A 20,690-nucleotide genomic window follows, 5' to 3' on the forward strand; every position below is an offset into this window, starting at 1 on the left:
TCCCCCCTGCTGATGCTCAGGCGCGCGGACGCGCGACGGCCTTGCCTGTGGCGTCCACCGGCGCGACATGATCCGACCGGTATTGACGTGCCATCTTGCGATAGGGCGCCTGGCGCAGCCAGGTCGCGATCGAGCCGAGAAACATGCCGATGATCAAAGTCAGGAACAGGAGGACGAACAAGGGCGCCTCCACCGTCAGCGACGGGTTCTGGGCGTTGAAGGGATCGATCGACAAAGGCACCCAGCCGCGATTGGCCACCGCGATGGCGATCAGGACGATCGCGACGGGAATATAGATGGCGAGGCCGAGGAATTTGCGCATGCATGCTCCGTATGTCCCTGATAAAGGCCGATCAGGATGCCGTGTCCGTGTTCAAACGTTCGCGCAACTCCTTGCCGGTCTTGAAGAAGGGGACCCATTTTTCCTCCACTTCAACGGCCTCGCCGGTGCGCGGGTTCCGGCCGACACGGGCCGGCCTGTTCTTGACCGAAAATGCGCCGAAGCCGCGCAATTCGACGCGATTGCCCTGCGCCAGTGCGTCGGCGATCTCGTCGAAGATCGCATTGACGATGTTTTCCACGTCCCGCAGGAAAAGATGCGGATTGCGGTTGGCAATCGTCTGAACCAGTTCGGATTTGATCATCGCCTTTTCCCTCTCTCAAGGCCGCCGCATCTAGCCGGATGATTTCATTCAATTTTTAGTCGGCCTTCAAGGAGGCGCGAGGTTGCCAGACCGCTACGAGCCCGTCAAGAAACAACGGCTCCAGACCGGCGCGCGTCAGAAGATCGTCGACGAGCCGGTCGACGCCCAGAAGCCCGGCGATCGAAGCCTGCGATCCGAAGGAAAACCAGCCGCCCTGGTTGGTCGGCTTCCACTCCACCACGCTCAGTTCGCCATCGACGCCGCGCGTGGCAAGCCATGCCACGGCCTCGTCCTCACCGCCGAGCGTGTCGATCAACCGGCTTTCGAGCGCCTGCCGACCGGTAAAGATCGAACCGTCGGACAGCGCCAAAGCCTCCTGCCGCGACATCGCCCGGCGATCCTCGACGAGGCCGACGAACCAGTCGTAGCTGTCCATGACCATCGCGCGGATCATGGCGCGCTCGTCTTCCGTCGTCGGCGTGAAGGGCGAAGGCTCGCCCTTCAGCGGCGAGGATTTCACGCCGTCGACGCCGATCCCCAGATTCTCCATCAGTCCCGTCACGTCGGGATATTGAAGCAGGACGCCGATCGAGCCGACGATGGAGGACTGGCGCGCGACGATATGATCGGCCGCGCTTGCGACCATGTAGCCGGCCGAGGCCGCGAGCGTCCCGACCTGCGCGACGACCGGCTTTTCAGCCGCCAGCTTGCGGATTTCCTCGAATATCGCTTCGCCGCCCGCCGCCGTTCCGCCGGGGGAATTGACATGGATGACCACGCCCCGGACCAGTGGGGATTCGCGAACGCGCTCCAGCCGGTCGAGCAGTTCCTGATCGTCGGTGATCGTTCCGTGGACGTTGATGCGGGCGATGTGGCCGACCGCCGTGCCGGTGGCGCCACGCCAGAAATAGCTCGTCGCGCCCACGACGATCGCGGCGACGAGCAGGATCGCCGCGACCCGCCAGAAAGAAAGCTTGCGCCGCAGTCGCCTGCGGTCGATCAGATCGTCGGCTCGTCCGGCCATGCCGCCTCGTCCTTCCGTCAAAAAGATAGTGTCTTACTGCAAGGCGCGTCGCGATAGAAGAGGGTGCGCATCGACCGCTCGCTCCCGTGATAGGCGATGCCCTGTTCATCGGCCGGAAAAACACCATATTGGCCCCGTAGCGATGATTGTGGAGATTCCCGTTCATCGAAATTTCAGGTAAGGCGGGCGATAGGCTTTCGTGATCGAGCCTTGCTCGCCCGGACATCGTTTTTTTTAACACAGACCTCGGGCGATCGATGATCTGGCAAAGGTATTCGTCATGAAACGCATTCAGACATCGGACGATTTGTTCGAAACGGCGCGCCGCCATTCGCGCCGGGTGCGGTTCCTGAAGCGCGTCCTGCCGATCGGCGCGATCGCTTTCGTCGCCGTCTTCATCGGCGCCGTCTATTTCTCATCGCCCGGTTCGCTCGGCTTCCAGCTCGGCTCGACCTCCGTCGAGAACGGGCGTCTGGTCATGCAAAATCCCAAGCTCGACGGCTTCACGTCGGACAACCGCGCCTATTCGATGAGCGCGTCGCGCGCATCCCAGATCATCGGTCAGGGCAATCTGATCGATCTGGAGGGGATCGATGCGCGATTGCCTCTCGATGCGGACGACTGGGTCACCGTCACCGCCGAAACCGGCACCTTCGACCGTGCGGCAAACCGCCTCGACGTGACCAGCCCGTTGCGGGCGCGAACGGAAAAGGGAATCGACGCCCGGCTTCAGTCGGCGCACGTCGATATCGCGTCCGGCAGCCTGGAAACGTCCGATCCCGTCGAAATCGATCTTGACGGCGCGCGCGTTAGCGCCGACTCCATGAAGATCATGGACGACGGTGCGGTCATGATCTTCGAAAACCGGGTGCGCATGCGCATCGAAGGCGACAAGCTGCAATCGGCAGCCAATACGAGCGGAGCGACGCAATGATGAGGGGGATCGGCGGCTTGTCCGCATTGGGAGCGATGGGGATCGCGTTGATGCTTGCAACGGCGGCGCACGCGCAGCAGACCGGACGAATGGCGGGCCTGCAACTGGAAGGCGACCAGCCGATCGAGATCGAGAGCGATCGTCTGGAGGTCCGCGACAACGAGGGAACCGCGATCTTCACCGGCAACGTGCAGGTTGTGCAGGGGGAAACGACGCTTCGCGCCGGGCGCATGGTCGTCCACTACGTCAATGACGGCTCGGGCGGCTCCACCCCGTCCAGCGGCTCCTCCGACATCGAGCGGCTCGAAGTCGAGGGCACCGTCCATATCGCGACCGCGACGCAGGTGGCGACCGGCGATCGCGGCACGTTCGACATGCGCACCGACCAGTTGACGCTGACGGGCAGCGAAGTGGTCCTGACGGAAGGCGACAACGTCATCGTCGGCTGCGCGCTGACCGTTCAGATGAGTTCCGGCGTCGCCGAACTCGACGGCTGTGGCGATCAGGGCGGCGGGCGCGTTCGCATGCTGCTTCAACCGGGCTCGCGAGGCCAGTAACCCGGCATGCTGAACCAGACCGAGATCGCGGGCGAGCCGCGGCCGACGACGGACGACCGCAGCCGCTTCAAGGGCACGCTCATCGCGCGCGGTCTGACGAAGAGCTACAAGGGCCGTCAGGTCGTTTCCGGCGTTTCGATCGGCGTGCGGGCCGGCGAGGCTGTCGGGCTTCTGGGGCCGAACGGCGCGGGCAAGACCACTTGTTTCTATATGGTCACGGGGCTGGTTCCCGTCGACGCAGGCACGATCGAGATCGACGGCCACGACGTAACGTCGCTGCCTATGTACCGGCGCGCGCGGCTCGGCATCGGCTATCTGCCGCAGGAAGCCTCGATCTTTCGCGGGCTTTCTGTCGAACAGAACATTCGCGGCATCCTTGAAATCACCGAGAAGAACCGGCAGCGCCGCGAGGAGCGGCTCGACGAGCTTCTCGAGGAATTCCACATTTCGCATCTGCGCAAGGCGGCCTCGATCTCGCTGTCAGGCGGTGAGCGCCGTCGTCTCGAAATCGCACGCGCTCTCGCCAGCAATCCGAACTTCATGCTTCTGGACGAACCCTTCGCCGGCGTCGATCCGATCGCGGTTTCGGACATCCAGCATCTGGTGCGGCAGTTGACCTCGCGCGGCATCGGCGTGCTGGTAACCGACCACAATGTGCGCGAGACGCTGGGCCTCATCGACCGCGCCTACATCATCCATGCCGGACAGGTGCTGACCCACGGACGGCCATCCGAAATCGTCGCCAATCCTGACGTTCGCCGTCTTTATCTGGGCGAAGGCTTCACGCTTTAGGCGAATCCCGACGCGAAAACGCCCAATCGGCTTGACAAGCAAGTCCTGGGCCAGTTTGTTGCGCCTGACAAGAGATCGATCGCGATCTTGACGGACAGGGGTGACATGGGGCTCGGCGCGAGACTGCAACTGCGGCAATCGCAATCGCTGGTGATGACACCGCAATTGCTGCAGTCGATCCGTCTGTTGCAGTTCACCCAGCTCGAACTCGACGCATTCATCGACGCCGAAATCGAGCGCAATCCGCTTCTGGAACGGGCGGAAAGCGAAGAGCCCGTCAACACCGAGCCGGCCCGCGACGAACCGTCGTCGGAGGACCGCGTCGATCAGTGGTTCGATGCCAGCGACCGGTCGAGTTCGGAACGCATGGCCGAACAACTCGACACGTCGCTCGAAAACGTCTTTCCCGACGAGCCGGGGCTTGGTGCGCTTTCCACCTCCAGCCGCTCATCGGCCGGCACGGCCGACGGCGATTTCGACTTCATGGAACTTGCCGCCGCGCGGCCCGACCTTCGTCAGCATGTGCGCGAACAGATCGCGCTCACCTTGCGCGACCCAAAGGACCGCCTGATCGCCGGGGAACTGACCGATGCGCTCGACGATGACGGCTATATGCGCGCCGATTTCAGCGAGATCGCCGACCGGCTCGGCGCGCTGGAGACCGATGTCGAGCGTGTTCTCATCCTTTGCCAGACATTCGATCCGGCCGGTTTGTTCGCCCGCGATCTTTCCGAATGCCTCGCCCTTCAGCTTCGCGCCCGCGACCGGCTCGATCCGGCGATGGCGGCCATGGTCGCCAATCTCGAACTGGTCGCCCGGCGCGATTTCGCGAGCCTGAAGCGCCTGTGCGGCGTCGACGAGGCCGACCTTCTCGACATGCTGGCCGAGTTGCGCGGCCTCGACCCCAAGCCGGGCCTCGCCTTCATCGTCGACACCGCCGAGATCATCAGGCCCGACGTGGTCGTACGCGCCGCGCCCGACGGCTCGTGGGCGATCGACCTCAATGCGGACGCGCTGCCGCGCGTTCTGGTCAACCAGACCTATGCCGCGATCGTGTCGGGCGGCTCGCGCGACCGGCAGGACCGCGAGTTCATCTCCGAGTGCCTGCAAAGCGCCAACTGGCTGGCACGCTCGCTCGACCAGCGCGCCAAGACGATCCTCAAAGTGGCATCCGAGATCGTGCGCCAGCAGGACGCGTTTCTCGCCTATGGCGTGCGCCATTTGCGCCCGCTCAATCTGAAACAGGTCGCCGACGCGATCGGCATGCATGAATCGACCGTCAGCCGCGTGACGACGAACAAGTTCATGATGACGCCTCGCGGCGTCTTCGAATTCCGCTATTTCTTCACCGTGGCGATCCAGGCGGCAGGCGGCGGCGACGCGCATTCGTCGGAAGCCGTGCGCGACCGTATCCGCACGATGATCGAGGCCGAGCATCCGGACCGCGTCCTGTCCGACGACGCGATCGTGACCATTTTAGGCAAGGACGGCGTCGAGATCGCCCGGCGCACCGTCGCGAAATATCGCGAGGGCATGAATATCGCTTCGTCGGTGCAGCGCCGTCGCGAAAAACGGGCGCGGGCCGCGCTCAGCGCCTGACCGGACGGGCCCTTCGTTGACAAGATTGCGTTAACGGACTAGAAGCCGCGCCGCATGGAGCCGGGCATTTTCGTTGCGCGGCGGTTGCATGCTTCTGCCCGTCAATTCGACGAAGGTCGGCGAAAGACGCGACGGGAAAACCTTGTGCAGGCTGGTCACGGGTATAAACTCGACTAGGTACCTAAAGTCAGCATGAACAGAAGGTCACATATCTCATGAGCCTGCGAATTTCGGGAAAGCACATGGAGATCGGCGATGCGTTCCGCACGCGGATCGAAAGCCGGATCGGCGATGCCGTCGACAAATATTTCGATGGCGGATTCTCCGGCCGCGTCACCGTCGAGAAGTCAGGTTCACGCTTTACAGCCGATTGCACCATTCACATCGATACCGGAATGATCCTTCAGGCCACCGGCCAGGCGCAGGACCCGCAACTTGCATTCGACGGTGCGGCAGAGCGCATCGAAAAGCGTCTGCGCCGTTACAAGCGCCGCCTCAAATCGCACAATACCGGCTCGAACGGCGTCGACCCGATCGATATGGCCTATCGCGTCATGGCGCCGGTCGGCGAAGAGGACGAAGAGGTCCCGGACGACTACGCACCTGCCGTGGTCGCCGAATCCACGGTCGCCCTCAAGACCATGTCGGTCGCCGGAGCCGTCATCGAACTCGACACCCAGGACACGCCGGTCGTCGTCTTCCGCAACGCGGGAACCGACCTGGTCAACATCGTCTATCGTCGCCCCGACGGGAATATCGGCTGGATCGACCCGTCCTCGGCCCTGGGCACGAACTAAGCGCCGGCGGCACGCTGCCGGCTCAATCCAAGAGGATTTTCAATGGATCTCAGTGATCTGATCGAGGTTTCGGCAGTGATGCCGGCCTTGAAGGCCAATTCCAAGAAGCAGGTTCTTCAGCTTCTGGCCGAAAAGGCGGCGTCGATCACCGGCCTGCCCGAGCGGGAAATCTTCGACACCATCCTGCAGCGTGAACGCCTCGGTTCGACCGGCGTGGGCAACGGCATAGCCATTCCCCACGGCAAGCTTGCCGGCATCGACCAGATCACAGGCGTTTTCGCGCGCCTTGCCAATCCGATCGATTTCGAGGCTCTCGACGACGAACCCGTCGACCTCGTCTTCCTGCTTCTGGCGCCCGAAGGTGCCGGAGCCGATCACCTCAAGGCTTTGTCGCGCACCGCGCGCCTGCTTCGCGACAGCGACATCGTCGCCAAGATCAGAGGGACGACGGACGCGTCGGCAATTCACAGCTTCCTTTCCGAAAGCGCGATCGGCGCTTCGTAGAAGCGGCCTCGCCGACATACGAAAAAGGCGGCCCGAAGCCGCCTTTTTGCGTTTAGTGGATGCTGACCGGTGTCAGGTCGTTCTGCATCGCGCCGGCGAGCGCGGTTTCGCGCTGGTCGGTCAACAGGATCGGCCTTCCGTCGGCGGCAAACACGGCCCAGAGCTTCAGGCCGGACGCGATCTCCGGCATCTCGGGGAACTTGCCGCGCAGATCGTCCGAATCCATCTGCCGCAGATAGGCGACCACGCCCTCGCCCAGATGAGCCAGTTCGTCGTTCGTCAGCGGATTGTCTTGATAATTCTCAGTCATTTCAGCCTCCTGAGCATGGCGGGCCGTTCACAGAACCAACCCACAGCCGAGCTAACGGTTCCAGACGATCCATCGATCAGTCTGTCACCGAAATGTTGATTTTCTTTACCAGTCGTTCGGGCTCCGGTCGGTCGAGATCGATCGCCAAAAGGCCGTTACGCAGGGCCGCATTGGTCACGCGCATGCCGTCCGCAAGCACGAAGATGCGTTGGAACTGCCGTGCGGCAATGCCGCGATGCAGGAAATCCCGCGCGCAGTCGTCTGCCTGCTTGCCGCGCACGACGAGCTGGTTTTCCTCGATGGAAACGTCGAGATCGGCCTCGTCGAAACCAGCGACCGCAAGCGTGATGCGCAGGCGATGCTTGCCGCCCTCGTCCGAGGGAAGACGTTCGATATTGTAGGGCGGGTAGCTGTCACCAGCTTTGGCGACGCGCTCCAGCGTCTTTTCCATCGTGTCGAACCCGAGCAGAAGCGGATTCGAAAAAGGTGTCATTCGCGTCATATGCGTGTCCTCAACGAGCGACGATGCCGGCCCGACCCCGAAGGCGTCATGGCCGTTGACCCTGATATGGATTGCCGCCATACGCAGTTCAAGTCGAAGGAAGGGATAGCAAGACCATGACGCAGCCAGCCAAGATCATCATCGACACAGACCCCGGCCAGGACGACGCCGTGGCCATCCTCCTGGCGCTGGCGAGCCCCGAACTCGAAGTCGTGGGCATCACGGCGGTTGCCGGAAACGTGCCGCTGGCGCTCACGGAAAAGAACGCGCTCAAGATCTGCGAATTGGCGGGCAGGCGTGACATCAAGGTCTTTTCCGGTGCGATCCGGCCGCTGATGCGCGCGCTGGTCACGGCCGAGGAAGTGCATGGCAAGACCGGGCTCAACGGTCCTGATCTGCCCGAACCGACAATGACGTTGCAGGACGAATACGCGGTCGATTTCATCGTCAGGACGCTGATGAACGAAGCGCCCGGCACCGTGACGCTGTGCCCGCTCGGGCCGCTGACGAACATCGCGCTGGCGCTCATCAGGGAGCCGAAGATCGCCGAACGCATCAAGCAGATCGTGCTGATGGGCGGCGGTTATTTCGAGCAGGGCAACGTCACGCCGTCTGCCGAGTTCAACATCTATGTCGATCCCCATGCGGCCGACATCGTGTTCAGGTCGGGCGTACCGATCGTGATGATGCCGCTCGACGTGACGCACAAGGCGCTGACGACGCGCGCGCGCGTCGAAGGCATCCGCGCCATCAACACGCCCGTCGGCAAGGCCACTGCCGAGCTTCTGGACTTCTTCGAACGCTATGACGAGCGCAAATACGGCACCGACGGCGGGCCGCTGCACGATCCGTGCGTCATCGCGTATCTCTTGAAGCCAGGGCTTTTTTCAGGCCGAGATTGCAACGTCGCCATCGAAACGGCGTCCGAACTTACCATGGGCGCGACCGTCGTCGACTGGTGGGGCGTCACCGGGCGGCCGGCGAACGCGAAAGTGATGCGCGACATCGACGCCGACGGCTTCTTCGCGCTTTTGACGGAGCGGCTCTGATCAGCCACGCGTCTCGCGCGCCGACACCGCCTTGTGCAGATGCACCATCAGCGCGGCCGCGAACAGTGGCGTTGCAAGGTTGAGGATCGGCACGGCAAGCAGGCCGGCAATGATGAGCCCTGCAAAAAGCACCGTGCCGGAATGGCGGCGGCGTAGCGCCTTCGCCTCGTCCTCGGACCGGAAACGCATTGCGGCGAATTCGAAGAACTCGCGGCCGAGCAAATAGCCGTTGATGACGAAGAAGGCGATGAGGTTCACCCCCGGCACGAGAAGCAGCATCAGCGCCAGAAGATTGCCGAGGATGACGATGCCGAAGAATTTGAGCGCGAGGACCGCAGCGCGCACCAGCGGAAGGGCCTTGCCCGGCGGGTCTTGCGGATACTGACGTGTTTCGACCACTTCGGCGACATCGTCGAGGAAAAGACCGGCGATGATGGCCGTGACCGGGGCGATCAAAAGCGCCAGACCGGCGGCAAGACCGATACCTGCGGCAATGCCGGCGAAAACGCCGAGCCAGTCGGCCCAGCCTTCCGTCCAGCCGGGCAGATCCGGTGCGATCACCGCCATCCAGGGCAGAAGCAGCCATTCGAACAGATAGCGAAGCGCGAACCACAGGCCGATCAGAACGACCAATGTCAGGCCGATCGACTTCCAGAAGGTCGCGCGGAACTCAGGCTCGGTCAGGTTGGCGGCGGCGCGGCGCGCGGACGTCAGGATCATGCGGTCTGCTTCCCGGTGTTTTCCGTGAGATAGGCAGCGCGGCGTATCGCGGCAAGGCGAAGCCGTTTGCACTTGATCCGACATGACGCTAAACCCGCATCGTTCCCCCGACATGACGACCGGAGACCTTTCCTGATGAGCGACTATGATGTGCTGTGCATCGGCAACGCGATCGTGGATATCATCGCACGCTGCGACGAATCCTTCCTCGCCGAGAACGGCATCATCAAGGGCGCGATGAACCTGATCGACGCCGAGCGTGCCGAGCTTCTTTATTCGCGCATGGGACCGGCGATCGAGGCATCGGGCGGCAGCGCGGGAAACACGGCCGCCGGCATCGCCAGCTTCGGCGGGAGGGCCGCCTATTTCGGCAAGGTCTGCGACGACCATCTCGGCGGCGTCTATGCGCATGACATCCGCGCTCAGGGCGTCGCCTTCGACACGCGCCCGCTCGACGGCACGCCGCCGACCGCGCGCTCGATGATCTTCGTGACGCCGGACGGCGAGCGCTCGATGAACACCTATCTCGGCGCCTGCGTCGAGCTTGGCCCCGAGGATGTCGAGGCCGAAAAGGCCAAGGGCGCCAAGGTCACCTATTTCGAAGGCTATCTGTGGGACCCGCCGCTCGCCAAGGATGCCATCCGGCTGACGGCGCGCCATGCCCATGAAGCCGGTCGCGAGGTCGCAATGACGCTCTCGGATTCCTTTTGCGTCGACCGCTACCGCGGCGAGTTTCTCGACCTGATGCGCTCGGGCACCGTCGACATCATCTTTTCCAACGAAAGCGAACTCAAGGCGCTCTACCAGACTTCGTCCTTCGAAGCCGGGCTCGACGCCATCGCGAAGGATTGCAGGCTTGCCGTCGTCACGCGCTCCGAGCGCGGGTCCGTTGTCATCAGGGGCGCGGAACGCGAGATCGTGCAGGCGATCGAGATCGACGCACTGGTCGACACGACAGGCGCGGGCGACCTCTACGCGGCCGGGTTCCTCTACGGATATACGAGCGGCCGTTCGCTGGCCGATTGCGGCAGGCTGGGCTCGCTCGCCGCCGGCCTCGTCATCCAGCAGCTCGGCCCGCGGCCAATGCTCAGCCTGAAGGAGGCTGCCGAGGCGCGCGGGCTCGCCTGAGTCTTACGTCCCGGTATTTCACGGAATGTCCTCGGGACGCCGTCCCGGACGGGACCTGTAGGGTGGAAACGCCCAGCCGAACCACAGCGCGCCGCCGCGCACGAAAAGCGCGATGGTGAAGGCGATGAGCGCGGCAAGCGCGGTCGGCGCGCCTGCAAGGTCGGCCACCACGTAGGCGAGCGACCCGCCAAGCGCCGCGCTGACATAGATTTCGGGGCGAAGCAGGACCGACGGCTCACCCGCCAGAAGATCGCGCAATATGCCGCCGAAGGTCGCCGTCAGGACGCCGGTGACGGTCGCGACGACCGGTGATCCCGTTATGAGCAGGCCCTTATAGGCACCGAACACCGAATAGGCGGCCAGCCCCACGGCATCGAGCCACAAAAGCAGGCGGTAACGCGATTCGACCAGATGCGCGCCGAAAAAGACGGCAAGCGCGATGACGGCGCAGACCAGCAGATAATTGTGATGCGCAACCCAGAAGACCGGCACGTCGAGGATCAGGTCGCGAAACGTGCCCCCACCGATCGCCGTCACGCTGGCCAGAAAGAGAAACCCGATGACGTCGAGCTGCTTGCGCGAAGCGGCCAGCGCGCCCGTGGCAGCAAAGACCGCGATGCCGGCATAGTCGAAGAAGAGAATCGGGTTCATGGCTGTCCTAATGTTGTGATCGAGATGGACGATCGGGATACTGCGGCATCGATATGCGGCACGACGCGGGCTGATTTTCCGCGGGTAGCCGATCTGGCGCAGGTTTCAGGAGTTACGCAACACGACAGCCACAGGCTTGCCTTGCGGGAAGCTGATAACCTGCTTTGGTAAATGCCAGTCCGCTATAGCTTCTGGCTCGCCGTCCCCTTCAATATCGGCGCTCTTGAGCCGTGAGGCGAGTTCGTTGAGCGTTGCCCACGCTTGTTGAGACCACTCGGTTGAAACACAGGGAAGGTCCTGTGACAGACCCCAATAATCCCAAGATTTCAGTTCCAGCCTGCGCAGCGCTGCGACTTCTCGAAACAGACTTCCCGCAACGAACCAGTCCCCTTGAAGATCAAGGCTCGACACGCCAAATCGCGAGGCGGTTTCCGGCTCGCTTTTGATCCGAAACCATGCGTCGCTTGCTGTTAGAAACCGCACGCGCGGCACGTTCAGGGCGTCGAAAGAAACGCCCTCGATAGCCGCAAACTCCACATCGAGCCGTTTCCAACGCCTGCCGTCATGCCATTCGCAAAGCCAATGATCTTCCCAATGGCCAGGCACCAAATAGTCGGCAAAACCGACACGAAGTCGAGCCGGGGTGCCGCGCTCGCGAAATCCACTAACTGCCAGTATAGCGAAATCCCGGCATACGCCGCCGACCTTGGGCTGTGTGGCATCGCCTTCAAGCAAACCGCGCTCTACAGCGACAGACAGGATCTCGGCCACAGAACGAAGCTCCAGATCGGCGGACTGTTCAGGTGTGAAGCCCCGTTCTTCGGAACCGACCCCGCGAGGATGCTGCATGAAGGAAGCAATCCACCGTGCAATTACCTCAGGCTCGATGCCACCGCGCAGCAATGTTTTGCGATACGGCCCAGGTTCCGAATAGATGCTTTGGGAAGCATAGAGGGATCTGCGCATTGCTGTCTCTTTCCAGTTGAGGAGTGAGACACGACAAGGAGGGCAAATTTTCTAAAATTGTCAATCGGGCGCTTGTCGCTCCAAATCCCAAAAACCCGCGACACATGAAAAGGGCGCCCAAAGGCGCCCCTGTTCACGCATCCCTTTCGGCCTGCGCGTTCGGCGGCCCCGGCTCGGCGGGAGCATCAGCGACGGGTGCGGCCTTCGGGCCGCCTTTCGAGACGCCGACCATGGCCGGGCGCAGCACGCGCTCGCCGATGACGTAGCCGGTCTGCACCACCTGCATGACGGTGTTGTTCGGCACGTCGGTATTTGGGATTTCGAACATGGCCTGATGGAAATTCGGGTCGAAGCGCTCGCCCTCGGGCGCGAGCTTCCTGACGCCGTGGCGTTCCAGCGCGGCCAGCATGTCGCGCTCGGTCATCTCGACGCCCTCGATCAGCGCCTTGAAGCCGGCATCGTCCGACCCCTTGGCCTCGGCCGGGATGGCGTCCAGCGCGCGGCGCATATTGTCGGAGACCGACAGCATGTCGCGCGCGAAATTGGCGACCGCGTAGGACTTGGCGTCGGCAACCTCGCGCTGCGTGCGGCGGCGCAGGTTTTCCATGTCGGCCGCGATCCGCAAGGCGCGGTCTTTCAGTTCCTCATTCTCCTTGGCGAGGCGCATGAAGGCTTCAAAATCGGCTTCCGTGCCCTGCCCCTCGGCAATGTCCGCTTCCGTCTCGACATTGATGTCGGCGGTCTGGTCAGTCGCGCGTTCGTTTTCCGGACGATCGTTCATGGCTGATCCCGTCTTTCAGATTGTCGTGATTTGAGGCCGATATCGAGTTTTACGGCGATGAAATCAAGAGGCGGCGGCGTCTGCGACGCCGCCTCTTCATCTGCAAACCGGTCAGATGTCGAGATTGGCGACCGAGAGCGCGTTGTCCTGGATGAACTCGCGGCGCGGCTCGACCTCGTCGCCCATCAGGCGGGAGAAGAGCGAATCGGCATCCGTCGCGTCGTTGACCCGCACCTGCAGGAGCGAACGCGCGTTCGGGTCCAGCGTCGTCTCCCAAAGCTGCTCGGCGTTCATTTCGCCAAGACCCTTGTAGCGCTGCATGGACAGGCCCTTGCGGCCCGTCGCGAAGATCGCGTCGAGCAGGGCCATCGGGCCGGAGACGATCTCCGATTTGTCGTTCCGCTTCAGCGTCGGCTGCTTCATGTAGACGTCCTGAAGCCGCGCCGTGTAGCGGTCGATCGCGCGCGCATCGGCCGAACCGATCAGCCCGGCATCGAGCACCACCACCTCGCGCACGCCGCGCACGGTGCGTTCGAAGACGAAGCCGCCCGCGCCTTCGTTGGACGGGTTGATGCGCCCTTCCCAGCCACGCTCGGTCTCTTCCGAGATCATGTCGAGCCGCTCGGCGACCTTCGCGACGATATCGGCGGCATCAGCCGCATTCGCCATGCGCTCGGCATTGAGCGCGCCGGCGATCGCGGCCTGCTCGACGACGGCGCGCGAATAGCGCGTGTGAAGCCCCTGGATCAACGTGCGCACGCCGAGCGCGTCGGAGATCACGCTGCGCAGATCCTGCCCGGCGCGCACCTCGCCCGTCGATAGTTGGAGCGAGGCTTCCTCAAGCCCCTGCCCGATCAGATATTCTTCGAAGGACGGCTCGTCCTTGATGTACTGGACCGACTTGCCGCGCGTGACCTTATAAAGCGGCGGTTGCGCGATATAGAGGTGCCCGCGCTCGATCAGTTCCGGCATCTGGCGGAAGAAGAAGGTGAGCAGGAGCGTGCGGATATGGGCGCCGTCGACGTCGGCATCCGTCATGATGATGATCTTGTGGTAGCGCAGCTTGTCGGCGTTGAACTCGTCTTTGCCGATGCCCGTGCCGAGCGCCGTGATCATCGTGCCGATCATGTCGGACGAGAGCATCCGGTCGAAGCGCGCGCGCTCGACGTTCAGGATCTTACCGCGCAGCGGCAGGATGGCCTGGTTCTGGCGCGAGCGCCCGCCTTTTGCCGAGCCGCCGGCCGAGTCACCCTCAACGATGAAGATTTCGGACTTGGCAGGATCGCGCTCCTGACAGTCGGCGAGCTTGCCGGGGAGCGAGCTGATCTCGAGCGCGCCCTTGCGCCGGGTCAGTTCGCGCGCCTTTCGCGCAGCCTCGCGCGCCGCTGCCGCTTCGATCACCTTGCCGATCAGCACTTTGGCTTCAGCCGGGTGTTCCTCGAACCAGGTGCCGAGCGCGTCGTTGACGAGGTTCTCGACCACAGGACGAACCTCGGACGAGACCAGCTTGTCCTTGGTTTGCGAGGAGAATTTCGGATCGGGCACCTTGACCGAAAGCACGGCCGTTAGGCCCTCGCGGGAATCGTCGCCCGTGATCGAGACCTTTTCCTTCTTGGTCAGGCCCGATACATCGGCATAGCTCGTTACCTGACGCGTCAGCGCGCCACGGAAACCGGCCAGATGGGTGCCGCCATCGCGCTGCGGAATATTGTTGGTGAAGCACAGCACGTTCTCGTGGTAGGAATCGTTCCACCACATCGCGACTTCCACGGTGATGCCGTCGCGCTCGGCCTTGATGGCGATCGGTGCGCCGATCAGCGGCTTCTTGGCCCGGTCGAGATATTTGACGAATTCCTCCAGCCCGCCCTCATAGAGCAGTTCCTGCACCTTGATGTCGGCATGGCGCTTGTCGGTCAGGACGATCCGCACGCCCGAATTCAGGAAGGCGAGTTCGCGCAGGCGATGTTCCAGCGTGCCGTAATCGAACTCGATCATCGTGAAGGTTTCGGCGGACGGGAAAAACGTGATCTCGGTGCCCGAGCGTCCCTCGTTGGTGCCGGGCTGCTTGTCCTCGACATAGGTGCCGGTGACCGTCAGCGGACCATCGGCATTGCCGTGGGTGAAGCTCATTTCGTGGAACTTGCCGTTCCGGCGGATCTTCATCTTCAGCCATGACGACAGGGCATTGACGACCGAGACGCCGACGCCATGCAGGCCGCCCGAGACCTTGTAGGAATTCTGGTCGAACTTACCGCCGGCGTGAAGCTGGGTCATGATGACCTCGGCCGCCGAAACGCCTTCGCCCGCATGGATATCGGTCGGGATGCCGCGACCGTTGTCGGTCACGGTGACAGAGCCGTCGGGATTGAGCGTGACCGAAACGAGATCGGCGTGGCCGGCGAGCGACTCGTCGATCGCGTTGTCGACGACCTCGTAGACCATGTGGTGCAGGCCCGAGCCGTCGTCAGTATCGCCGATATACATGCCCGGCCGCTTGCGGACGGCGTCCAATCCCTTCAAAACCTTGATGGATTCGGCGCCATATTCTGCCGGTGCGCCGGGAATGCTTTCTGGCGTATCGCTCATGAAATTCCGATCTTCGTAGACAATGGCCGTCCGACATGAAACGAACGGTCGAATCAAGGGTTCTTGATGGTCCGAATATAGGGATTTGAACCGCCCGCTCCAAGCTCGCGATGCGAGCAATGCACGGATAATAGGCCAGAATCGGGCGTTTTTGCAGTCTATTGCGGCTCGATCGGCAGATCATAGCGATCAAGGGCTGTCATTGGGTCTTGCACTTCCCCGCGGCGCTCGTTCAGATGAGGCCGCTAGCGGCACGAAAACGAGGCGCGATCGCTCCCGATGACCGACCATTTCCCCGCGACTGTCGACGACCGGACCGATTTTTCGGCCCGGCAGCTTTTCGAGAGAATCGACTGGTCCGCGACCGAAATGGGAGCGGTGGCAAACTGGCCGCGCGAGCTTCTCGGTGTCGCCGGCGCGGTCTTCGCCTCGCCGCTGCCCATGTGCCTGTTCGTCGGGACACAGGCGCGCATGCTCTACAACGACGCCTACCGCATCATCGCCGGCGATCGGCATCCGCACTGCTTCGGCGAGCCGCTTTTGACGGGCTGGCCGGAAGTGGCGGATTTCAACCGCGCGATGCTGGCTGAAATCGGGAACGGCGGCACGCTCTCCTTTCAGAACCAGCAACTCGAACTTTTCCGCAACGGTGCGCCCGAAACGGTTTTTCTGGACCTCCATTATAGCGGCGTACCCGACGCCGAGGGCCGCATCATCGGCGTGCTCGCCGTGGTGCAGGAGACGACCGGGCGGGTGAACGCGCAAAAGGCGCTTTTGACCAACGCGGCGCAACTGGAACTGGCGACGCAGGGCGCCGGGCTGGTCGGACATTGGGACTGGAACGTCGATGCCGACATCGTCACCGCCGATGCCAGCTTCGCCGATCTCTACAACGTCCCGGTCGCCGAGGCCGCGCGCGGCGTTCCGATCGGCCGCTTCCTCGAGGCGATCCACCCCGACGATCGCGACATGCTCGGCGAGCAGATCGATGCGGCTCTTCGCGAACGCGTCGAACTGCGTGCTCGCTATCGCGTCCGAAGGCCGAACGGCGATATCGTCTGGGTGCTGGCGCTCGGACGCGTTTCAGGCGGCGACGGTACCGGACCGCTGCGCCTGCCTGGCATATCGATCGACGTGACCGACCAGCACCGCGCACAGGAGGCGCTGGCCGAATCGGAAGCCAAATTCCGCGCCATCGCCGACGCCATGCCGCAAATGGTCTGGTCTGCGACGCCCGACGGGCTGCATGATTACTACAATGCGCGCTGGTACGAGTTCACGGGCGCTCCCGAAGGCACGACCGACGGCGAGGGCTGGAACGACATGTTCCACCCCGACGATCAGGCTCGCGCCTGGGGCCGCTGGCGGCACTCGCTGGAAACCGGCGAGCTCTATCAGATCGAATACAGGCTGCGGCATCGTTCGGGCGAATATCGCTGGACGCTCGGCCGCGCGCTTCCGATCCGCGACGAGGCGGGCCGCATCATTCGCTGGTTCGGCACATGCACCGACATCCATGAAACCAAGATCGCGGCAGAGGAGCGCGAGGTCGTCGCGCAGGAATTGTCGCACCGCATCAAGAACATCTTCTCGGTTCTGGGGTCCATCGTCAGCCTGACAGCGCGCTCGCGCCCCGAGGCGCAAGGCTTTGCGGAGGAATTACGCGCGCGCATCCTGGCGCTTGGAACGGCGCATGAATTCGTGCGCCCGCGGGCGCTGGAAACGGGTCCCGGCTCGCATGCCTCGTTCCATGGCCTCGTCACCGCTCTCCTGTCCGCCTACGATCAGGGCGGGCGCATTTCGATCGGTGGAGCGGATGTGCCTGTGAGCGAGGCGGCGGCCACCCCGCTCGCGCTGATCTTCCACGAACTGGCGACCAATGCGGCCAAATACGGTTCGCTTGCCGAAGACGGCGGCCTGCTGGACATCACCACCAGAATCGAGGACGGACATTGCGTGATCGTGTGGAAGGAGCGGCTCGCTAAGGCGGCCCCGCAGCGCTTCGCCGAACCCGCCAAGGCCGGTTTCGGCACTCGCCTGATCGAGCTCAGCGTGCGAGGCCAGATGGGCGGCACGATCGAACGTCATTTCGACACGGACGGATTGCGCGTGGAGATCGATCTGCCCGAATGGGCGCTGCGGCGCTCGGCGCGGCTTGCACCACGCAGTTAGAGCCGAACGTCACCCTGCCTTGGAAACCCCATCCGTGCCGGCAGCGAGCATGAACAAATGCAGCCGCGACGGTGGCTCGGCATCCTGATGACGATGATAGGCGGCGACGGCATAGCGGATACTGGCGCGCAATTCGTCATCGGCGACGGGCTTTCCGATCACGCCGAGCGTTCCGGGGACGCCATCGCCGAGCTGCGTCGGGTTGGCCGTCATGAACACGACGGTCACGTCGTGTCGGCTGGCGAGTTCGCGGCCGATCTCGATGCCGGTGGCGCCGTCGCGCAGGTTGATGTCGACGAGCGCGATGTCGGCTTGCGCGCCGTATGACAGGGCCGCCTCGCGATCGGCGGCTATGCCGATGCACTCATGGCCCAGTTCCTGAATGACATGCTCGATCTCGATTGCGACGAAGATTTCGTCTTCAACCACCAGAAATCTGCAATTCTCGTTCACTTCAAAACGTCCCATATGAAGTCACGCGGCAGTCTAACCCGATCAAGGGCCGTTTGTTGCACGACTAACATCAAATTCCTGATTTTCTGTTCAGGGGTGATCATTTTGCCACCTTCACAGAATGTGCGAAGTCCGAGAATGCTTATAGGCGCACCAGGTTCCCAACGATGCTTCGTCAAAATGTCGCGGCCGATCCGTCTGTTGTGGTTGGGGGCGCCGACACTACGTTGTTAGGACGGAACAGCATAGGAGCCGATCCATGACGGTTACCCAGTCGCCCTTCGTGCCGCCGGCCCCGCGCCCGCGTCAAAGCCCGCCCTCCACGCTCGGCATGATGCGGATCGTCTACAACAATCCGCTCGAATTGTGGGGTGAGCCTTCCTACAACGAAAAGTGGATATCGATCCGCCCCCGGATCGGCGGGCCGATGGTGATTGCCAACGATCCCGGCCTCATCCGCTATGTGCTCGTCGAGAACGCGAAGAATTACAGGATGGCGAAGGTTCGCCAGAAAATCCTGCGGCCGATACTGCGCGACGGGCTTTTGACGGCCGAGGGCGAGGTTTGGAAGCGCTCGCGCAAGGCGATGGCGCCTGTGTTCACGCCGCGCAACATCGACGGCTTCGCCGAGGCCATGCACAAACGCTCCGTCGAATTCGCCGACCGATACTCGGTGCTCGAGCGCAGCGACATTTCGCGCGACATGACGATGCTGACTTACGATATCCTCGCCGAGACGCTTTTTTCAGGCGAGATCTCAGGCGAGCCCGGATCGTTCGCGCATCAGGTCGACCGGCTGTTCGAGACGATGGGGCGCGTCGATCCGATGGATTTGCTCGGCGCGCCCGACTGGCTGCCGCGCTTCACCCGCATAAGGGGGAAAAAGTCGCTGGAGTTCTTCCGCAAGATCGTCGCCGACACGATCGAGTTGCGCAAAGGGCGCATCGCGCGCGGCGACGACGTGCCGAACGATTTCCTGACGCTGCTTCTCAAGGCGGAAGGGCCGGACGGGCTGTCGCGCGCGGAGATCGAGGACAACATCATCACCTTCATCGGCGCGGGCCACGAGACGACGGCGCGCGCGCTCGGCTGGACGCTCTATTGCCTTGCCGAAGCGCCGTGGGAACGCGAGAAGATCGAGGCTGAGATCGACGCGGCGATGGCGCGGAGCCTTCCGCCACAGGATTGGCTTGCCGCCATGCCGCTCACCCGCGCGGCGTTCGAAGAGACAATGCGGCTCTATCCGCCTGCTCCCTCGATCAACCGCGAGGCGATTGCGGCCGATCGCTATGAGGACCTCGAGATCGTCAAGGGCGCACAGGTGCTCGTCATGCCGTGGACGGTGCATCGCCACCGCGCGATCTGGGACAATCCCGAGGCTTTCATGCCCTCGCGCTTCCACCCGGAAAACCGCGAGGCAATCGACCGCTACCAATACCTGCCGTTCGGCGCGGGGCCACGCATCTGCATCGGTGCCGCCTTCGCCATGCAGGAGGCGGTCATCGCGCTCGCCGTGTTGATGGCGCGCTACCGCTTCGACACCTTGCCCGAGACGAAGCCGTGGCCGGTGCAGAAACTGACGACGCAGCCACAGGGCGGCCTGCCGATGAAGGTCACGCGCAGGTAGGTCAGACCATCGCAAAGATGCGCGCCGGGCCGCCCGTTCCACCACGCACCTTCGGCGCACCGACGATCAGTGTCGCGCCCGAGGCCGGCAACGCGCCCAGATTGGCGATACCCTCGATGCCGTAACGCCCGGACGGCAGCCATTCATTGTGGACCGCGAAATCCGGCGACATGCCATAGTCCAACGAGAGCGTATCGACCGCGATCGCCTTCACATTGCCCGCCTCGATCAGCATCTGCGCAGCTTCGATATGAAAACCGGGGAAATGCATCGTGCCGTCCGCATCCGCATTGCGGAACTTGTCGTCGTGCAGATGTTCACCCCAGCCCGACAGCATCGCCACGCAGGCACCGTCGGGCAATTCGCCATTGGCGGACACCCATGCCTCGATGTCGTCGGGCGTGACCTGTACGTCCGCATCGGCCTCAGCCTTTTCGCGGATGTCGATGACGGCCAGAGGACAGATCAGATCCTCGACCGGGATTTCGGCGACCGAGCGCCCATCGGCCGAAAAGTGCAGCGGCGCGTCGATATGCGTGCCGGTGTGCTCATTGATGCGCCATTCGTTGAGGTTGAACGTGTCCTTCGCGAAGGAAAATTTCTGCTCGATGAAAAGCTGCTGGTCGCCGAAGAAGGTCGGAAACTCCTCATAGAGTTCATGCGTCAGATCTTCGGCACGCATTGCCGCTTGAGCAAGCGCGGGACGGGCGGAAAAACCGGTCGACGCAAGAGCGGCGCCAGCCGCCGCGGCTCCCGTTCCGCGAAAGAATGCGCGGCGCGACAGCATGCTGGATTTGACGTTCTCGATGACGCAGACATGGCACATGGGGCTCTCCGGGCTTGAGTAAGGCGAGAGCGTGAACCCGATTTGACGTCGCGGCAAGCGCGATTTTT

At 63.1% G+C, this 20,690-nt stretch carries 22 protein-coding genes; 10 read left to right on the plus strand and 12 right to left on the minus strand.

Annotated elements, in window-relative coordinates:
• Positions 1 to 16: 16 nt before the first annotated feature.
• Genes GTW25_RS11370 through sppA form a run of 3 tightly spaced genes read right to left on the minus strand, consistent with a single transcriptional unit; the run spans position 17 to position 1,668 of the window.
• Entirely contained in the window at positions 17 to 322 is a 306-nt protein-coding gene (locus GTW25_RS11370; RefSeq protein ID WP_252912223.1) for a DUF1049 domain-containing protein, read from the minus strand.
• Positions 323 to 353: 31 nt separating this feature from the next.
• Positions 354 to 644 (minus strand): integration host factor subunit beta, encoded by a 291-nt coding sequence (locus GTW25_RS11375; RefSeq protein WP_252912224.1) that lies wholly within the window; start codon positions 642 to 644, stop codon positions 354 to 356.
• A 55-nt stretch (positions 645 to 699) separates the two neighbouring features.
• Positions 700 to 1,668 carry a signal peptide peptidase SppA gene (gene sppA, locus GTW25_RS11380; RefSeq protein ID WP_252912225.1) on the minus strand — a complete coding sequence of 323 codons (969 nt, stop codon included), beginning with the start codon at positions 1,666 to 1,668 and terminating at the stop codon, positions 700 to 702.
• Positions 1,669 to 1,948: 280 nt separating this feature from the next.
• Here sppA and lptC point away from each other — a divergent pair, with 280 nt between their 5' ends.
• The 6 genes from lptC to ptsN all read left to right on the plus strand — a co-directional run bounded on the left by lptC (position 1,949) and on the right by ptsN (position 6,851).
• Positions 1,949 to 2,602 carry an LPS export ABC transporter periplasmic protein LptC gene (lptC, locus tag GTW25_RS11385; protein ID WP_252912226.1) on the plus strand — a complete coding sequence of 218 codons (654 nt, stop codon included), beginning with the start codon at positions 1,949 to 1,951 and terminating at the stop codon, positions 2,600 to 2,602.
• The gene (locus GTW25_RS11390; RefSeq protein ID WP_252912227.1) at positions 2,599 to 3,159 is read left to right on the plus strand and encodes an LptA/OstA family protein; all 561 of its coding nucleotides are present in this window, start codon (positions 2,599 to 2,601) and stop codon (positions 3,157 to 3,159) included. Before lptC ends, GTW25_RS11390 begins: the two co-directional genes overlap by 4 nt.
• 6 nt (positions 3,160 to 3,165) lie before the next feature.
• Positions 3,166 to 3,951, plus strand: coding sequence for an LPS export ABC transporter ATP-binding protein (gene lptB / locus GTW25_RS11395; protein ID WP_252912228.1), 786 nt, complete (start codon positions 3,166 to 3,168; stop codon positions 3,949 to 3,951).
• A gap of 105 nt (positions 3,952 to 4,056) precedes the next feature.
• A complete protein-coding gene (gene rpoN, locus GTW25_RS11400) occupies positions 4,057 to 5,550 on the plus strand; it encodes an RNA polymerase factor sigma-54 (RefSeq protein ID WP_252912341.1) in 1,494 nt (497 codons plus the stop codon).
• Positions 5,551 to 5,765: 215 nt separating this feature from the next.
• A complete protein-coding gene (hpf, locus tag GTW25_RS11405) occupies positions 5,766 to 6,347 on the plus strand; it encodes a ribosome hibernation-promoting factor, HPF/YfiA family (protein WP_252912229.1) in 582 nt (193 codons plus the stop codon).
• A 42-nt stretch (positions 6,348 to 6,389) separates the two neighbouring features.
• Positions 6,390 to 6,851, plus strand: a complete 462-nt coding sequence (ptsN, locus tag GTW25_RS11410) for a PTS IIA-like nitrogen regulatory protein PtsN (protein ID WP_252912230.1) — start codon at positions 6,390 to 6,392, stop codon at positions 6,849 to 6,851.
• 52 nt (positions 6,852 to 6,903) lie between these two features.
• Here ptsN and GTW25_RS11415 read toward each other — a convergent pair whose 3' ends face one another.
• Together GTW25_RS11415 and GTW25_RS11420 are read right to left on the minus strand one after the other, a co-directional pair.
• Positions 6,904 to 7,161, minus strand: a complete 258-nt coding sequence (locus GTW25_RS11415; RefSeq protein WP_252912231.1) for a BQ00720 family protein — start codon at positions 7,159 to 7,161, stop codon at positions 6,904 to 6,906.
• Positions 7,162 to 7,237: 76 nt separating this feature from the next.
• Positions 7,238 to 7,663 carry an Hsp20 family protein gene (locus GTW25_RS11420; RefSeq protein WP_252912232.1) on the minus strand — a complete coding sequence of 142 codons (426 nt, stop codon included), beginning with the start codon at positions 7,661 to 7,663 and terminating at the stop codon, positions 7,238 to 7,240.
• A gap of 116 nt (positions 7,664 to 7,779) precedes the next feature.
• Between GTW25_RS11420 and GTW25_RS11425 the strand changes: the two genes are divergently transcribed.
• A complete protein-coding gene (locus tag GTW25_RS11425) occupies positions 7,780 to 8,712 on the plus strand; it encodes a nucleoside hydrolase (protein WP_252912233.1) in 933 nt (310 codons plus the stop codon).
• Here the strand turns inward: GTW25_RS11425 and GTW25_RS11430 are convergent, their stop codons facing one another.
• Complete coding sequence (locus GTW25_RS11430; RefSeq protein ID WP_252912234.1) at positions 8,713 to 9,432, minus strand: sulfate transporter family protein; 720 nt, start codon at positions 9,430 to 9,432, stop codon at positions 8,713 to 8,715.
• A gap of 135 nt (positions 9,433 to 9,567) precedes the next feature.
• On the opposite strand from GTW25_RS11430, the gene GTW25_RS11435 reads away from it, so the two are divergent.
• Positions 9,568 to 10,560: an adenosine kinase gene (locus tag GTW25_RS11435; RefSeq protein ID WP_252912235.1), complete on the plus strand. Its 993-nt coding sequence runs from the start codon at positions 9,568 to 9,570 to the stop codon at positions 10,558 to 10,560.
• 18 nt (positions 10,561 to 10,578) lie between these two features.
• On the opposite strand, the gene GTW25_RS11440 is transcribed toward GTW25_RS11435, so the two are convergent.
• The 4 genes from GTW25_RS11440 to gyrB form a co-directional block, all read right to left on the minus strand.
• Entirely contained in the window at positions 10,579 to 11,211 is a 633-nt protein-coding gene (locus GTW25_RS11440; RefSeq protein ID WP_252912236.1) for a trimeric intracellular cation channel family protein, read from the minus strand.
• Between the two features lie 105 nt (positions 11,212 to 11,316).
• On the minus strand, positions 11,317 to 12,177 hold the full coding sequence (locus GTW25_RS11445; protein WP_252912237.1) for a transglutaminase-like domain-containing protein: 861 nt from the start codon (positions 12,175 to 12,177) through the stop codon (positions 11,317 to 11,319).
• Between the two features lie 133 nt (positions 12,178 to 12,310).
• Complete coding sequence (grpE, locus tag GTW25_RS11450; RefSeq protein ID WP_252912238.1) at positions 12,311 to 12,958, minus strand: nucleotide exchange factor GrpE; 648 nt, start codon at positions 12,956 to 12,958, stop codon at positions 12,311 to 12,313.
• A 111-nt stretch (positions 12,959 to 13,069) separates the two neighbouring features.
• Positions 13,070 to 15,544 carry a DNA topoisomerase (ATP-hydrolyzing) subunit B gene (gene gyrB, locus GTW25_RS11455; protein WP_252912239.1) on the minus strand — a complete coding sequence of 825 codons (2,475 nt, stop codon included), beginning with the start codon at positions 15,542 to 15,544 and terminating at the stop codon, positions 13,070 to 13,072.
• Positions 15,545 to 15,823: 279 nt separating this feature from the next.
• Between gyrB and GTW25_RS11460 the strand changes: the two genes are divergently transcribed.
• Positions 15,824 to 17,716: a PAS domain-containing HWE histidine kinase family protein gene (locus tag GTW25_RS11460; protein WP_252912240.1), complete on the plus strand. Its 1,893-nt coding sequence runs from the start codon at positions 15,824 to 15,826 to the stop codon at positions 17,714 to 17,716.
• 9 nt (positions 17,717 to 17,725) lie between these two features.
• On the opposite strand, the gene GTW25_RS11465 is transcribed toward GTW25_RS11460, so the two are convergent.
• Entirely contained in the window at positions 17,726 to 18,145 is a 420-nt protein-coding gene (locus GTW25_RS11465; protein ID WP_252912241.1) for a response regulator, read from the minus strand.
• 283 nt (positions 18,146 to 18,428) lie between these two features.
• Here GTW25_RS11465 and GTW25_RS11470 point away from each other — a divergent pair, with 283 nt between their 5' ends.
• Positions 18,429 to 19,796 (plus strand): cytochrome P450, encoded by a 1,368-nt coding sequence (locus GTW25_RS11470; RefSeq protein WP_252912242.1) that lies wholly within the window; start codon positions 18,429 to 18,431, stop codon positions 19,794 to 19,796.
• A 1-nt stretch (position 19,797) separates the two neighbouring features.
• On the opposite strand, the gene GTW25_RS11475 is transcribed toward GTW25_RS11470, so the two are convergent.
• Positions 19,798 to 20,622, minus strand: a complete 825-nt coding sequence (locus GTW25_RS11475) for a cyclase family protein (RefSeq protein WP_252912243.1) — start codon at positions 20,620 to 20,622, stop codon at positions 19,798 to 19,800.
• Positions 20,623 to 20,690 lie beyond the last annotated feature (68 nt).

Origin of the sequence: Aliihoeflea aestuarii (assembly GCF_024105665.1) — a bacterium.
Classification (GTDB): Bacteria; Pseudomonadota; Alphaproteobacteria; order Rhizobiales; family Rhizobiaceae; genus Aliihoeflea; species Aliihoeflea aestuarii.

Excerpts from the sequence above, each read along its gene's own strand:
- GTW25_RS11370 (WP_252912223.1), bottom strand. The coding sequence starts at position 322 with ATGCGCAAATTCCTCGGCCTCGCCATCTATATTCCCGTCGCGATCGTC.
- GTW25_RS11375 (WP_252912224.1), bottom strand. The coding sequence starts at position 644 with ATGATCAAATCCGAACTGGTTCAGACGATTGCCAACCGCAATCCGCAT.
- sppA (WP_252912225.1), bottom strand. The coding sequence starts at position 1,668 with ATGGCCGGACGAGCCGACGATCTGATCGACCGCAGGCGACTGCGGCGC.
- lptC (WP_252912226.1), top strand. The coding sequence starts at position 1,949 with ATGAAACGCATTCAGACATCGGACGATTTGTTCGAAACGGCGCGCCGC.
- GTW25_RS11390 (WP_252912227.1), top strand. The coding sequence starts at position 2,599 with ATGATGAGGGGGATCGGCGGCTTGTCCGCATTGGGAGCGATGGGGATC.
- lptB (WP_252912228.1), top strand. The coding sequence starts at position 3,166 with ATGCTGAACCAGACCGAGATCGCGGGCGAGCCGCGGCCGACGACGGAC.
- rpoN (WP_252912341.1), top strand. The coding sequence starts at position 4,057 with ATGGGGCTCGGCGCGAGACTGCAACTGCGGCAATCGCAATCGCTGGTG.
- hpf (WP_252912229.1), top strand. The coding sequence starts at position 5,766 with ATGAGCCTGCGAATTTCGGGAAAGCACATGGAGATCGGCGATGCGTTC.
- ptsN (WP_252912230.1), top strand. The coding sequence starts at position 6,390 with ATGGATCTCAGTGATCTGATCGAGGTTTCGGCAGTGATGCCGGCCTTG.
- GTW25_RS11415 (WP_252912231.1), bottom strand. The coding sequence starts at position 7,161 with ATGACTGAGAATTATCAAGACAATCCGCTGACGAACGACGAACTGGCT.
- GTW25_RS11420 (WP_252912232.1), bottom strand. The coding sequence starts at position 7,663 with ATGACGCGAATGACACCTTTTTCGAATCCGCTTCTGCTCGGGTTCGAC.
- GTW25_RS11425 (WP_252912233.1), top strand. The coding sequence starts at position 7,780 with ATGACGCAGCCAGCCAAGATCATCATCGACACAGACCCCGGCCAGGAC.
- GTW25_RS11430 (WP_252912234.1), bottom strand. The coding sequence starts at position 9,432 with ATGATCCTGACGTCCGCGCGCCGCGCCGCCGCCAACCTGACCGAGCCT.
- GTW25_RS11435 (WP_252912235.1), top strand. The coding sequence starts at position 9,568 with ATGAGCGACTATGATGTGCTGTGCATCGGCAACGCGATCGTGGATATC.
- GTW25_RS11440 (WP_252912236.1), bottom strand. The coding sequence starts at position 11,211 with ATGAACCCGATTCTCTTCTTCGACTATGCCGGCATCGCGGTCTTTGCT.
- GTW25_RS11445 (WP_252912237.1), bottom strand. The coding sequence starts at position 12,177 with ATGCGCAGATCCCTCTATGCTTCCCAAAGCATCTATTCGGAACCTGGG.
- grpE (WP_252912238.1), bottom strand. The coding sequence starts at position 12,958 with ATGAACGATCGTCCGGAAAACGAACGCGCGACTGACCAGACCGCCGAC.
- gyrB (WP_252912239.1), bottom strand. The coding sequence starts at position 15,544 with ATGAGCGATACGCCAGAAAGCATTCCCGGCGCACCGGCAGAATATGGC.
- GTW25_RS11460 (WP_252912240.1), top strand. The coding sequence starts at position 15,824 with ATGACCGACCATTTCCCCGCGACTGTCGACGACCGGACCGATTTTTCG.
- GTW25_RS11470 (WP_252912242.1), top strand. The coding sequence starts at position 18,429 with ATGACGGTTACCCAGTCGCCCTTCGTGCCGCCGGCCCCGCGCCCGCGT.
- GTW25_RS11475 (WP_252912243.1), bottom strand. The coding sequence starts at position 20,622 with ATGTGCCATGTCTGCGTCATCGAGAACGTCAAATCCAGCATGCTGTCG.